11 protein-coding genes are annotated in these 13,734 nt (G+C 64.0%); 7 read left to right on the plus strand and 4 right to left on the minus strand.

All coding sequences use genetic code 11. From position 1 onward, the window contains the following. Window positions 1-9 precede the first annotated feature (9 nt). Entirely contained in the window at window positions 10-1,428 is a 1,419-nt protein-coding gene (gene puuE, locus FJV83_RS12950; RefSeq protein WP_142886095.1) for an allantoinase PuuE, read from the minus strand. A 183-nt stretch (window positions 1,429-1,611) separates the two neighbouring features. Between puuE and uraH the strand changes: the two genes are divergently transcribed. From uraH to FJV83_RS12975, 5 genes are all read left to right on the plus strand, one after another. Further along, window positions 1,612-1,986 carry a hydroxyisourate hydrolase gene (uraH, locus tag FJV83_RS12955; RefSeq protein WP_095771565.1) on the plus strand — a complete coding sequence of 125 codons (375 nt, stop codon included), beginning with the start codon at window positions 1,612-1,614 and terminating at the stop codon, window positions 1,984-1,986. A 3-nt stretch (window positions 1,987-1,989) separates the two neighbouring features. Then, the gene (xdhA, locus tag FJV83_RS12960; protein WP_142886096.1) at window positions 1,990-3,471 is read left to right on the plus strand and encodes a xanthine dehydrogenase small subunit; all 1,482 of its coding nucleotides are present in this window, start codon (window positions 1,990-1,992) and stop codon (window positions 3,469-3,471) included. Next, window positions 3,471-5,816 carry a xanthine dehydrogenase molybdopterin binding subunit gene (xdhB, locus tag FJV83_RS12965; RefSeq protein ID WP_142886211.1) on the plus strand — a complete coding sequence of 782 codons (2,346 nt, stop codon included), beginning with the start codon at window positions 3,471-3,473 and terminating at the stop codon, window positions 5,814-5,816. The genes xdhA and xdhB overlap by 1 nt, the downstream gene beginning before the upstream one ends. A 62-nt stretch (window positions 5,817-5,878) precedes the next feature. Then, on the plus strand, window positions 5,879-6,787 hold the full coding sequence (gene xdhC, locus FJV83_RS12970) for a xanthine dehydrogenase accessory protein XdhC (protein ID WP_142886212.1): 909 nt from the start codon (window positions 5,879-5,881) through the stop codon (window positions 6,785-6,787). Window positions 6,788-6,878: 91 nt separating this feature from the next. Then, window positions 6,879-7,715, plus strand: a complete 837-nt coding sequence (locus tag FJV83_RS12975) for a PhzF family phenazine biosynthesis protein (RefSeq protein WP_095771568.1) — start codon at window positions 6,879-6,881, stop codon at window positions 7,713-7,715. 11 nt (window positions 7,716-7,726) lie between these two features. On the opposite strand, the gene FJV83_RS12980 is transcribed toward FJV83_RS12975, so the two are convergent. The 3 genes from FJV83_RS12980 to FJV83_RS12990 all read right to left on the minus strand — a co-directional run bounded on the left by FJV83_RS12980 (window position 7,727) and on the right by FJV83_RS12990 (window position 10,947). Then, entirely contained in the window at window positions 7,727-8,974 is a 1,248-nt protein-coding gene (locus FJV83_RS12980; protein ID WP_142886097.1) for an LLM class flavin-dependent oxidoreductase, read from the minus strand. Further along, complete coding sequence (locus tag FJV83_RS12985; RefSeq protein WP_142886098.1) at window positions 8,971-9,948, minus strand: LLM class flavin-dependent oxidoreductase; 978 nt, start codon at window positions 9,946-9,948, stop codon at window positions 8,971-8,973. Before FJV83_RS12985 ends, FJV83_RS12980 begins: the two co-directional genes overlap by 4 nt. Window positions 9,949-10,026: 78 nt before the next feature. Then, window positions 10,027-10,947 (minus strand): LysR family transcriptional regulator, encoded by a 921-nt coding sequence (locus tag FJV83_RS12990; protein ID WP_142886099.1) that lies wholly within the window; start codon window positions 10,945-10,947, stop codon window positions 10,027-10,029. 132 nt (window positions 10,948-11,079) lie between these two features. On the opposite strand from FJV83_RS12990, the gene FJV83_RS12995 reads away from it, so the two are divergent. Both FJV83_RS12995 and guaD read left to right on the plus strand, forming a co-directional pair. After that, window positions 11,080-12,297 (plus strand): urate hydroxylase PuuD, encoded by a 1,218-nt coding sequence (locus FJV83_RS12995; RefSeq protein ID WP_142886100.1) that lies wholly within the window; start codon window positions 11,080-11,082, stop codon window positions 12,295-12,297. 1 nt (window position 12,298) lies between these two features. Beyond that, the gene (guaD, locus tag FJV83_RS13000) at window positions 12,299-13,612 is read left to right on the plus strand and encodes a guanine deaminase (RefSeq protein WP_142886101.1); all 1,314 of its coding nucleotides are present in this window, start codon (window positions 12,299-12,301) and stop codon (window positions 13,610-13,612) included. Window positions 13,613-13,734 lie beyond the last annotated feature (122 nt).

The following is a 13,734-nucleotide window of genomic DNA, read 5'->3' on the forward strand; positions in this document are numbered from 1 at the left end:
GGTTCAAACCTATTGCGGTAGCATGTCTCTGAGGCGGAGCAGCGCGATGCGCTCGACCTGTTTGCAGGCGGTCTCGAATTCGACGCCACGGCTGTTGCCGATGCGCGCCTCGAACTCGGCGAGGATTTCCTCCTTGGTCTTGTCCTTCACCGCGATGATGAAGGGGAAACCGAAGGTGGTGACGTAGGCGGCGTTGAGCTTGGAGAACAGTTCGCGCTCCTTGTCGGTCAGCGCGTCGAGGCCGGCGGAGGCTTGTTCCCTTGTCGATTCCGCCGTCAGCCGCCTGGCCTTGGCCAGCTTGCCGGCAAGGTCGGGATGGGCGTTGAGCACACCCAGCCGCTCGGTCTCGCTGGCAGCGCGGAAGATGCGGCAGAGCGCATTGTGCAGGCCGCCCGCGGTGTCGTGCGCCGGGCCCAGCTCCAGCTCGTAGGCCCGCTCGGCGATCCAGGGCGAATGCTCGAACACGCCGCCGAAAGTGTGAACGAATGTCTCGAATTCCATTTTCGACGGGCGCAGTGCCGCCGGCTTGTAGGGATGGTTCTCTTGCCAGTGCTTGGCGATATCGATGCGCCGCGCCAGCCAGACCTTGTCATGCGACTTCACATAGTCGACGAAGCGCTTCAGCGCCGCCACCCGGCCCGGCCGCCCGACGAGGCGGCAATGCAGGCCGATATTCATCATGCGCGGCCGCCCCGCCTGGCCCTCGGCATAGAGCGTGTCGAAACTATCCCTGAGATAGGCGAAGAACTGGTCGCCTGAATTGAAGCCCTGCGGCGTGGCGAAGCGCATGTCGTTGGCGTCGAGCGTATAGGGGATGATGAGCTGCGTGCCGCCGGCATGCTCGAACCAGTAAGGCAGTTCGTCGTCATAGGTGTCGGAGACATAGTCAAAGCCGCCTTCTTCGGCCACCAGCCGCACCGTGTTGACCGATGTGCGGCCCGTGTACCAGCCCGTCGGGCGCTGGCCTGTCACCTCGTAATGCAGCTTGATTGCCGCCTCGAGGTCGCGGCGCTCGTCCTCGGCGCTATGATCGCGGTAGTCGATCCACCGCAACCCGTGCGAGGCGATCTCCCACCCGGCGTCCTGCATGGCCGTGACCTGGTCGGGCGAGCGGGCAAGTGCCGAGGCGACCCCGTAGCAGGTCACAGGAACTTGCGACTCGCTGAACAGGCGCAACAGCCGCCAGAAGCCGGCCCGCGCGCCATATTCGTAGATCGATTCCATGTTCCAATGGCGCTGTCCCACCCAGGGCGCGGCGCCGACGATCTCCGACAGGAAGGCTTCCGACGCCTTGTCGCCATGCAGCACGCAATTCTCACCGCCCTCTTCGTAATTGACGACGAACTGCACGGCGACATGCGCCCCGCCGGGCCATTTCGGATCCGGTGGATTGGCTCCGTAGCCGCGCATGTCTCTTTCGTAACGCATTGCCCCTCCTGCCGGACACTGCCGGAAGTTGTGATCAGGATAGTCGAAAGGGTTGCCGCCGCATTCCCTTGAAATTTTTGAAAGTGTTTTTGTGCCGCTCCGCTCGACCGGGACTTATGCATCGCCTTTAATTGGCGCACAATTCATTGCTTTGTTCGACTGTACCGGGAATGGGAGGCGCCAGTGGCAGAAACGTCGAAAGCCGATGGCGGACGTCTGACGACGCATGTCCTCGACACCGCGACCGGCAAGCCGGCGGCTGGGTTGTCGATCGCGCTCTATCGCCTTGACGGTTCGGCCAGGACACATTTGAAGACAGTCGCGACCAATATCGACGGCCGTTGCGACGCGCCGCTGCTGGCGGGCGCCGAGTTCCGCGCCGGCCAATATGAGCTGGTGTTCGCGGCCGGCGACTATCTGCGCGGCCAGGGCACAGAACTGCCGGAACCGGCTTTCCTTGACAGTGTGCCGATCCGTTTCGGCATGGCAGAGGCAGTGCACTATCACGTGCCATTGCTGATCTCGCCCTATGGCTATTCGACCTACAGGGGGAGCTGAGGCATGGCCAAGATCAAAATCCGCAACGAAATCCACTTCATCCTCAATGGCAGGGATGTCGTGCTGTCGTCGGTGGCGCCGGACGCGACCCTGCTCGACTGGCTGCGTCTCGACCGTTCGCTCCGCGGCACCAAGGAAGGCTGCGCCGAGGGCGATTGCGGCGCCTGCACGGTTCTGGTCGGCAAGCTTTCGGCCGCCGGTCTGGTCTATGAAAGCGTCAATGCCTGTATCCGCTTCCTCGGTTCGCTCGACGGCGCCCATGTCGTGACAGTGGAACATTTGCGTGGTCAGCCCGGCCAGTTGCATCCCGTCCAGCAGGCGATGGTCGATTTCCACGGCTCGCAATGCGGCTTCTGCACGCCGGGCTTCGTCATGTCGCTCTATGGCCTGTGGATGCGGTCGCCGGAGCCGTCGGACGCGGCGATCGAAAAGGCTTTGCAAGGCAATCTCTGCCGCTGCACCGGCTACGAGGCGATTGTCCGCGCCGCGCACGCCATCTCCAGTTACGGCAAAGCGGCGAAGGATCCGCTGGCGGCGGAGCGCAAGGCGATCACCGCGAGGCTGGAAGCCTTGCGGGACGGCGCGCGGGTCGAGATCGGTTCGGCCGAGGCGCGGCTTATCGTGCCGGCCAATGTCGACGATTTCGCCAATGTGCTCGACCAGGAACCCGGCGCCACCATCGTTGCCGGCTCGACCGATGTCGGCCTGTGGGTGACCAAGCACATGCGCGACATCTCTCCGGCGGTCTTCATCGGCAATCTCGACGGGCTGTGCACCATCGCCGAAGACAAGGGCGTCATTTCGATCGGCGCCGGCGTCACCTACAGCGAAGCCTTTTCGACGCTGGCCAAAACCATCCCGGCGCTCGGGCCGCTGTTTGACCGCATCGGCGGCGAACAGGTGCGCAACATGGGCACCATCGGCGGCAACATCGCCAACGGCTCGCCGATCGGCGACACGCCGCCGCCCTTGATCGCGCTCGGCGCGCGCCTGACGCTGCGCAAGGGCAAGAAGCGGCGCACGATCCCGCTGGAAACCTTCTTCATCGCCTATGGCAAGCAGGACCGGCAACCGGGCGAGTTCGTCGAGGCCGTGCACGTGCCCGTGCCGGCCAAGGGCGAAAAATTTGCCGTCTACAAGATCACCAAGCGCCGCGACGAGGATATCACCGCTGCCCTCGGCGCCTTCTTGCTGACGCTAGCCAAGGACGGTACGGTTGCCGATGTGCGCATCGCCTATGGCGGCATGGCTGCGACGCCGAAGCGGGCGTCTTTTGTCGAACAGGCGCTGCTCGGCAAGCCATGGACCGAAGAGACGGTCGAGACGGCGATGGCGCAATATGCCAGGGATTTCACCCCGCTCACCGACATGCGGGCGTCAGCCGAATACCGGGCGCTGGCGGCCAAGAACCTGTTGTTGCGCTTCTTCGTCGAAACCTCCGGCACCAGGGCGCCCTTCCAGGTGTCCCGCAACGAGGCGGCATGATGAACAAGCACGCCACATCAAATCTCAAGGCTGAGAAGATCGTCGGCGGCGTCGCCACCGATCAGCGGCATGATTCCGCCCACAAGCATGTCAGCGGCACCGCCGTCTACATCGACGACATGCCGGAACCGGCCGGCACGCTGCATGGCTGCCTCGGTCTCTCGGCCGCCGCGCATGCCACCATCACCCGCATGGATCTTTCGGCGGTGCGCGCTGCTTCCGGTGTCGTCGATGTGCTCACGGCAAAGGATGTGCCGGGCGAGAACGACATTTCGCCGACCGGCCGGCACGATGAGCCGGTGCTCGCCGACGGCAAGGTTGAGTTCTTCGGCCAGCCGATCTTCTGCGTCATCGCCGAAACCCGCGAACAGGCACGCCGCGCCACCAGGCTGGCCAAGGTCGAATACAAGGAATTGCCCTTCGTCACCGACATCGGCGGACTCGATCCGAGGAAGGACAAGCTCGTCACGCCGCCGCTTACCTTGAAGCGCGGCGATGCCGCCGCTGCGATCAAGTCGGCGCCGCGCCGGCTGAAGGGAAAGATGCGCGTCGGCGGCCAGGAGCATTTCTATCTTGAAGGCCATATCGCCATGGCCGTACCCGGCGAGGATCAGGACGTCACCATCTATTCCTCGACCCAGCATCCAAGCGAAGTCCAGCACATGGTGAGCCATGCGCTCGGCATACCCAGCAATGCCATCACGGTGGAGATCCGCCGCATGGGCGGCGGTTTCGGCGGCAAGGAAACGCAGGGCAACCAGTTTGCCGCGCTCGCGGCCATCGCCGCCAAGAAACACCATCGCGCCGTCAAGATCAGGCCCGACCGCGACGACGACATGATCGCCACCGGCAAGCGCCATGATTTCCTCGTCGACTACGAAGTCGGCTTCGATGACGAGGGCAACATTCTCGGTGTCGATTTCATGTTCGCCGCGCGTTGCGGCTTCTCGTCGGATCTGTCAGGCCCGGTGACCGATCGCGCGCTGTTCCATTGCGACAACACCTATTTCTGGCCCGCCGTGCACGCGCAATCGGCGCCGCTCTACACCAACACCGTGTCGAACACTGCCTTCCGGGGTTTCGGCGGCCCGCAAGGGATGGTCGGCGCCGAACGCGTCATCGACGAGGTGGCGTTCGCGGTCGGCAAGGATCCGCTCGAGATCCGCAAGAAGAATTTCTATGGCACCAGCGACCGCAACATCACGCCCTACCACCAGACGGTCGAGGACAACATCATCCAGCGCATCGTCACTGAACTCGAAGAGAGCGCTTGCTATGCGCGGCGGCGGCGCGAAATTTCGGCCTTCAATGCCAACAGCCGTTTCGTCAAGCGCGGCCTGGCGCTGACGCCGGTCAAGTTCGGCATTTCCTTCACCGCCACGCACTACAACCAGGCCGGCGCGCTGGTGCATGTCTATACCGATGGTTCGGTGCATCTGAACCATGGCGGCACCGAGATGGGGCAGGGGCTCTACCTCAAGGTCGCGCAGGTGGTGGCGGAAGAATTCCAGATCGATCTCGACCAGGTGAAGATCACCGCCACCACCACCGGCAAGGTGCCCAACACCTCGGCCACAGCGGCATCGTCCGGTTCAGACCTCAATGGCATGGCGGCACAGAATGGCGCTCGCCAGATCAAGGGCCGGCTGACCGATTTCGCTGCCGAGAAATACCAGGTGCCGCGCGATCAGGTGCTGTTCCTGCCCAACCGGGTGCGCATCGGCAACCAGGAGATCGCCTTCGCCGATCTCGTCAAGCAGGCCTATATGGCGCGCATCCAGCTGTCGGCGGCGGGCTTCTACAAGACGCCGAAAATCCATTGGAATCGCGACAAGGGCGAGGGCCGCCCTTTCTACTATTTCGCTTACGGCGCCTCCTGCTCGGAAGTCTCGGTCGACACGCTGACCGGCGAATATGTGGTCGAGCGCACCGACATCCTGCACGAGACCGGCCGCTCGCTGAACCGCGCCATCGACCTCGGCCAGATCGAGGGCGGCTTCATCCAGGGCATGGGCTGGCTGACGACCGAGGAATTGTGGTGGGACGACAAGGGCCGGCTGCGCACCCATGCGCCGTCGACCTACAAGATCCCGCTCGCCTCCGACCGGCCGAAGATCTTCAACGTCACTTTGGCCGACTGGCCGGAAGCGAGCGAGCCAACGATCCACCGCTCCAAGGCGGTCGGCGAGCCGCCCTTCCCGCTAGGCATGTCCGTGCTGCATGCGCTGTCGGATGCGGTGGCCAGCGTCGCCGATCACAGGATCTGTCCGCGCCTTGACGCCCCGGCGACGCCGGAGCGCGTGCTGATGGCGATCGAGCGGCTGAAAGGCGAGGCGAAGGCCTGAATCCGGCAAAACGTGCAATTCAGGTCGAAAAACCCTATGTTTCCCGCACGGGAATGCGAATGATGACTTCGAAAGTGCAAAGCCTGAAAGACTTCCTGGCTGGCCAGGGTCGCGTCGCTTTGGTCGAAGTGGCCGGCACCAAGGGCTCGACGCCACGCGAGAAGGGCGCCTTCATGCTGGTCTCGCGGGAGGCGATTTTTGGCACGATCGGCGGTGGCCAGCTCGAATATATGGCGATCGACAGGGCGCGGCAGATGGTGGCGTCGTCACCTCGCCGCAAGCCGCAGGGCCAAGAAGCCCGCATCGAGGCCGATGAAGTCTGCGCTACACTGGACGTGCCGCTCGGACCGGAGATTGGCCAATGCTGTGGCGGCCGCGTCGAAGTCTTGATCCGGCTCGTCGATGTCGATCTCGCCAACGAGTTGGTTGCAGCGGCGGAAGCCGAAGAAGCGCATCTACCGCATGTCTATATCTTCGGCGGCGGTCATGTCGGCCAGGCGCTGGCAGCGGCAATGTCGCTGCTTCCCGTGCACGGCGCCGTCATCGAGACGCGGGCCGAGGCGCTGGAAGGCATGCCGCAAACCGTCGAGACGCGGCTGACGCCGATGCCCGAGGCCGAAGTGCGCAACGCGCCCGCCGGCACCGCCTTCGCCATCCTCACCCATGACCATGCGCTGGATTTCCTGATCGTCGCCGAAGCGCTGAAACGCGACGATGCGGCCTATGTCGGCATGATCGGCTCGAAGACCAAGAAAGCGACGTTCAGGAACTGGTTCCTGAAATCGGCCGAAGGCACAGAAGCGGAATTTGCCCGTCTCGTCTCGCCAATCGGCGGCGACGCCGTCAAGGACAAGCGCCCTCAAGTCATTGCGGCACTTGCTGCCGCCGAGATCATGACCGCGCTGGTCGTGCATAGAGCTGCATCAAATGCCGACCATCAGGTGCCGCGGCACAGGGTGCTCGCCGGTTAGTCACAGCTGCTCAGCGGCTTGTCCGTTTTTCAATCGCGGGAAAGATCCGTTTGCTATATCCACCCGGCGTTGCGGCATGAGGTGTGGAGACATGGGCGTTCTGAAAATCGCGGCTTTTTCGGATGGCAACACCGGCGGCAATCCTGCCGGGGTGCTGATAGGCGATGTCTTGCCCGATGCGGCCGAGATGCAGCGTCTGGCAGCGGAAGTCGGGTTCTCTGAAACGGCCTTTGCCGCCAGGCAGGGAGATAACTGGCGGGTCCGCTATTTCTCGCCGGAATCCGAAGTCCCCTTCTGTGGTCACGCCACGATCGCCTTGGGAGCCGCCCTGGTCCGGCAGTTCGGCGATGGGATTTTCCCGCTGAAACTCAACCAGGCGAACATCACTGTCGAAGGGTTCCGCGACGGTGCGACCATCGCCGCGGCGTTGCAGTCGCCGCCGACACGCAGCAAGCCGGGGCCGCCGGCGCTGATTACCGAGGCGCTGGCATTGTTCGGCTATACCGCGGCCGATCTCGATCCGGCCATTCCGCCGGCGCTGATCCACGGCGGCGCCGACCATCTGGTCTTGGCCCTCGGATCGCGCGAGGCACTGGCCGCGATGCGCTACGAGTTGAAAGCCGGACAGGCCCTGATGCGTCGCGAAGGGCTGGTAACGATCCTGTTGGCCTATGGCGAAACGCCACGACTGTTCCACACGCGCAATCCTTTTGCTTCAGGTGGCGTCTATGAGGATCCGGCGACGGGCGCCTCGACAGCTGCCTTTGCCGGCTATCTGCGCGACATTGGCTGGCTGCATGGCGGCGCGATCGATGTCGTGCAAGGCGAGGACATGGGCATGCGGTCGCGTCTGCATGCCGATATTCGGCCTGAGATCGGCAGCTCGGTCAGGGTTTCTGGCACGGCCCGGATGATGGACGAAGCATAGAAGTCTCCAGCTCACGCCGGCCGCTTCAAGCCCAGATGCTCCCGTAGCGTGTTGCCGTCATATTCCTTACGGAACAGGCCGCGCCGCTGCAGTTCCGGCACCACCAGCGTGGCAAAGGCATCGAGCTCGCCCGGGAACCAGGACGGCATGACGTTGTAGCCGTCGGCCGCACCGCCCTCAAACCGCGCCTGGAGTTCGTCGGCGACCTGCGCCGCCGTTCCGACAATGCGCCAATGGCCCCGCGCGCCGGCGAAGTGGCGGGCCAGCTGGCGGATGGAAAGGCCGTCGCGGCGCGATTGCTCGACGACCAGCGCCTGCCGGCTTTTCATCCCCTCGCTGTCAGGCAAGTCCGGCAGCGGCCCGTCGATCGGGTAGCGCCAGAGATCGGAGATGCTGAGATAGCTGGACAGCAGCGCCACGCCGACATCGTCCGGAATCAGCTCCTGCAATTCCTCATGTTTCTCCCGGGCCTCGGCCTCTGTTTCCGCCACCACAGGTGAGACGCCTGGCATGATCTTGATGTCGTCAGGCTCACGTCCATAGGCGGCCATGCGTCCCTTGAGATCGTCATAAAAGGCCTTCGCCTCCTCGAAGGTCTGCGCAGCCGTGAACACCACATCGGCGGTGCAGGCGGCAAGGTCGCGGCCGACATCCGAGGCGCCGGCCTGCACCATGACCGGTGCGCCCTGCGGCGAGCGCGGCAGGTCGAGCGGATCGCGAACCGAAAAGCTCTGGCCGTCATGGCCGGAAGCCTTGCCGTGCCATAGGCCGGTGACCACCTCGGCGAATTCGCGCGCCCGCTCGTAGCGGTCGGCATGGGGCTTGAGGCCCGTCGAGCCGAAATTGGCGGCTTCGATCGGGCTGGCCGAGGTGACCAGGTTCCAGCCGGCCCGGCCGCCGCTCAGATGATCGAGCGACAGGAAAGTCCGCGCCAGTCCGTAGGGCTCGTTGTAGCTTGTCGAGGCCGTCGACACGAGGCCGATGCGGCTGGTCTGGACCGCCAGCGCCGAAAGCAGGCTGATCGGCTCGAAGCCGATCGAACGCGACGTCTGGCTGGCGATGCCGACATTGGCCTCCCGCAAGCCGGCGGCATCCTCGCAGAAGATCATGTCGAACTTCGCCGCCTCCGCCGTGCGCGCCAGCTGGATGTAGTGGTCGATGTCGATGCCTGCCGTGACATGCGCCTTCGGGTGGCGCCAGGCGGCGATGTGGTGACCCGTCGCCCACAGGAAGGCGCCGAGCTTCATCTGCGCGGTCATCGGTCACCTCCGCCTGCAAGTCCAAGATGCGAGCGCAACGTCGCCCCGTGATAGCCCTCCCGGACAAGGCCGCGTTGCCGCAACTCCGGCAGAACACGATCGGCGAAATCGTCGAGCGCTGAGTGCTGCGCGGGCAGCCGGATGTTGAAGCCGTCGCAGCTTTTCGCCCGCAATTGGGTTTCCAGCTTGTCCGCGGTGGCGGCTGCCCCATCATCCGGGGCGAACGAGATATTCGTCAGCACCTTCACAGCGTCGGGATCGCGCCCGGCGGCCGTTGCGCGACGCTTCAGCTCATCGAAGCGTATTTTCGCGCGCTCGGCCGACCCGCTCTCCAGCAAAATGACATCGGCGGTGCGGGCCGCAATATCCAGGTCGGGCTCGGATAGGCCTGACAGCACCAGCACCGGGGTATCCTGCGGCGAGCGTGCGACGTTCAGCGGCCCGCGCACGGAGAAGAACTCGCCCCTGTGGTCCAGCAGATCCATCTTTTCGGGATCATGGAAGCGGCCACCTGTCTTGTCGAACAGCAGAGCATCCTCATCCCAGCCCTGCCACAGGCCTTGAACGATACCGATATATTCCTCGGCGCGGCGGCGAAAGTCGGCGTCGGAAAACCCCTCCGGTCGGCTGAAATTGGCGGCTTCGCGAGAGCCCTGCACCATCGTCGCATGCCAGCCGGAACGACCATGGCTGATGATGTCGAGCGAAGCGAAACGACGCGCCAGATTGTAGGGCTGATGGGCAACCGTCGAGGCACTGGCCACGAACCCTATCTTATCGGTGACGGTCGCCAGGGCGGCCAGCAGCGTTGTCGCTTCGAACGGGCTGCTTGATGACCCTTCCGCGGAGTCGGAAATCACCACCATATCGATGCCGGCCGCCTCTGCCGCCCGCACGAAGGTCTTGATCTCTCCGAAATCCAGAACGGCCTGTTCGTTGGCGGCAGCGATGTTGAGCGAAATGGCGAGATGCATTGCGCCAACCTAGGTTCGCCGGTGCGCAAGGCAAGTCCGGCGGATAGACCAGTGGACCCTCACTTGTCGGCCAGCCGCTCACTTGCCGGCCAGGATATCCTTGATCAGCCGCTGGCAGCGCTCGGCCATGAAGTCGAGCAGAAGCCGCACCTTGGGGTCCTGAAGCTTCTTGTGCGGATACACGGCGGCGAACTGCACCGGCGTTGGCGGCGTGTTGGCCAGGATCACCTGCAGCCGACGGTCGCGGATGAACGGTTCGACCTCGAAGCGCGGCTTGTTGATGATGCCGCGTCCCGACAGTGCCCAGCCGGTCAGCACATCGCCATCGTCGGTGTCGTAGGGTCCGTGCACCTCGAATTTCTGCGGGCCGGCGGGGGTCTGCAGTGTCCAGACATATTCGCGTGCGCCGGAATAGCGCAGCATCAGGCAGTCGTGTTTCTTGCCGATCAGCTCCTGCGGCTCCGCCGGTTCGCCGCGCGCCTCCAGATAGTTCGGCGCCGCCACCAGCACGCGTTCGCACTCCATGATGCCGCGCATCCTGAGGCTTGAATCCTCGATGATGCCGAGCCGGAAGGCGACGTCGATGCCCTCCTTCATGATGTCGACATTGTGGTCCGAGAGCCTGAGCCGCACCTCGATGTCAGGATATTTGTCGTGGAAATCGGGAATGCCCGAGGCCACCAGCCGGCGCCCGAGGCCGAGTGGCGCTGTCACGCGAATGGTGCCGCGCGGCTGGCCGGACAAAGCCGACACCGCCGCTTCCGCTTCGGTGATCGCCTCCAGCACCTGCTTGGCGCCCGAGTAGAAAACCGTGCCATGCTCGGTCGGCATCAATTGCCGCGTCGTGCGGTTGAACAGCCGCACGCCGAGGTGCTTCTCCAGTTCCTTGATGCGATTGGAGGCGACCGCCGGCGAAATGCGCATGTCGCGGCCGGCCGCCGACAGATTGCCGAGTTCGACGACGCGAACGAAGACGGCGATGTTGTCGAGATAGGCCATGGGGAGCACCTTCGCCGGTTTGCAGCGACAAACCTAGTATTTTCCATTTTTTTTTGAAAGTCATCGCACACCTCGCCTCTTTCCGTTTGCGCGCCACACCGTAAAGTCGCGTCATCGGCAGGGACGACTTCAATGATGGATTTCGCGATTTTCTGGGATTGGCTGAGCTTCGCCGTGCGCTGGCTGCACGTCATCACCGGCATCGCCTGGATCGGCTCGTCCTTCTATTTCGTCGCGCTCGATCTCGGCCTGCGCCAGCGGCCGGGCATGCCGGTCGGCGCCTTCGGCGAGGAATGGCAGGTGCACGGCGGCGGCTTCTACCACATCCAGAAATATCTGGTGGCGCCGGCCGAGATGCCGGAGCACCTGACCTGGTTCAAATGGGAATCCTATGCCACCTGGCTGTCCGGCTTCGCCATGCTGTGCGTGGTCTACTATGCCGGGGCCGACCTGTTCCTGATCGATCCCAATGTGCTGCCGATGTCGGTGCCGGCTGGCATCTTGCTGTCGCTGGGAACGATCGGCGTCGGCTGGGTGGTCTATGATCTTCTGTGCCGCTCGCCGCTCGGCAATAGCGACACCGGCCTGATGCTGGTGCTCTACTGCGTGCTGGTGTTCATCGCCTGGGGGCTCACCCATCTGTTCACCGGCCGCGCCGCCTTCCTGCATCTCGGCGCCATCACCGCCACGATCATGTCGGCCAACGTCTTCATGGTCATCATCCCCAACCAGAAGATCGTCGTCGCCGACCTGATTGCCGGCCGCAAGCCCGACCCGAAATACGGCAAGATCGCCAAGCAGCGCTCGCTCCACAACAACTATCTGACGCTGCCCGTTCTGTTCCTGATGCTGTCGAACCACTATCCCCTGGCGTTCGGCACTGAGTTCAATTGGGTCATCGCCTCGCTGGTGTTCATCATCGGCGTGCTGATCCGGCACTATTTCAACACCGTGCACAAGCGGGCCGGCAACCCACACTGGACCTGGCTCGGCGCCCTTGTCCTGTTCCTCATCATCATCTGGCTGTCGACCGTGCCGAAGGTGCTGACCGGCGAGCCCAAGGCATCCGCCTCGGCGGAGGTCTATATCGCTTCCGCGCATTTCCCGGCCGTGCGCGACACCGTGCTCGGCCGCTGCTCGATGTGCCATGCCCAGGAACCGGTCTATGAAGGCATCTACCACGCGCCCAAGGGCGTTGTGCTCGACACCGATGCGGACATCGCCAACCATGCCCGCGAGATCTATCTGCAGGCCGGCCGCAGCCACGCCATGCCGCCCGCCAATGTCAGCCAGATCACCGACAAGGAACGGGCGCTGCTGGTGGCCTGGTTCGAAGGCGCGGGGAAATAGCATGACCTCGACACTTCTGCGCGGCCGCACGCTGTCCTTCGTGCGCTGGCCTGAAACCATCGACGACCATTCGGCCTGGCGTTACGAGGAAGATGGAGGCCTGCTGATAAGCGGCGGTCGGATCGTCGCCTCAGGCGCCTATGCGCAAGTCGAGAAGCAGGCCGGTGAGGGCGCCAAAAAAATCGACCACCGGCCGCACCTCTTGCTGCCGGGCTTCATCGACACCCATGTGCATTTCCCGCAGATGCAGGTCATCGCGTCCTATGGCGCCGAACTGCTCGACTGGCTGAACACCTACACTTTTCCGGAAGAGACGAAATTCGCCAACGCCCAGCATGGCCGCCGTATCGCGCGGCTGTTCCTCGACGAAATGGTGCGGCACGGCACCACGACGGTGGCCGCCTACTGCTCGGTGCACAAGGCCTCGGCCGAAGCCTTTTTCGCCGAGTCGCATGACCGCAACATGCTCAACATCGCCGGCAAGGTGATGATGGACCGCAACGCGCCCGAAGGTGTGCTCGACACGCCGCAATCCGCCTATGACGACACCAAGGCGCTGATCAGGGAATGGCACGGCAAGGGGCGCCAGCACTACGCCATTACGCCGCGCTTCGCCATCACCTCCTCGCCGGAGCAGATGGAGATGGCCGGTGCGCTGTGCCGCGAGCATCCCGGCCTGCACATGCAGACGCACCTGTCGGAAAACCACGCCGAAATCGCCTTCACGCAGCAGCTTTATCCCCGGTCGCGCGACTATACCGATGTCTACGAACACTACGGATTGCTGGGCAAGAAGAGCCTGTTCGGCCACTGCATCCACCTCAGTGAACGCGAAGCGGACGCGCTGTCGGACAGCGGCTCGGTGGCGGTGTTCTGCCCGACCTCGAACCTGTTCCTCGGCTCCGGTCTTTTCGACTACCAGCGCTTTCGCCGCCGCGACAAGCCGCTCAGGATCGCCGCTGCCACCGATGTCGGCGGCGGCACCAACTATTCCATGCTGCGCACCATGGACGAGGGCTACAAGGTGATCGCGCTGAACGGCGAGAAGCTCAACCCGTTCCAGTCCTTCTGGCAGATCACGCGCGGCAATGCCGAGGCGCTGTCGGTGGCCGGCAAGATCGGCACGCTGGATCAGGGCACCGACGCCGACATCGTCGTGCTCGACGCCCGGGCGACGCCGGCGATGCGGCTGAGGATGGAAACGGCGCAGACGCTGGCGCAGGAATTGTTCCTGCTGCAGACGCTGGGCGACGACCGCGCCGTGCGCGAGGTCTATGTCGCGGGGCGGGCGGCCAAGAGCGACATGGCGAATTAGGCATGCTGATATTCAGGTGATGCCGGCCTGCAAATGGTGGCTTCCTGCGCTTCCGGCACTGACGTACCCAATGTACGCTCCGCTCCGGTTCTCGGAAGCCACCATTTTCGACCCGGCCTGAC

The organism is Mesorhizobium sp. WSM4307 (assembly GCF_007003945.1).
GTDB lineage: Bacteria > Pseudomonadota > Alphaproteobacteria > Rhizobiales > Rhizobiaceae > Mesorhizobium.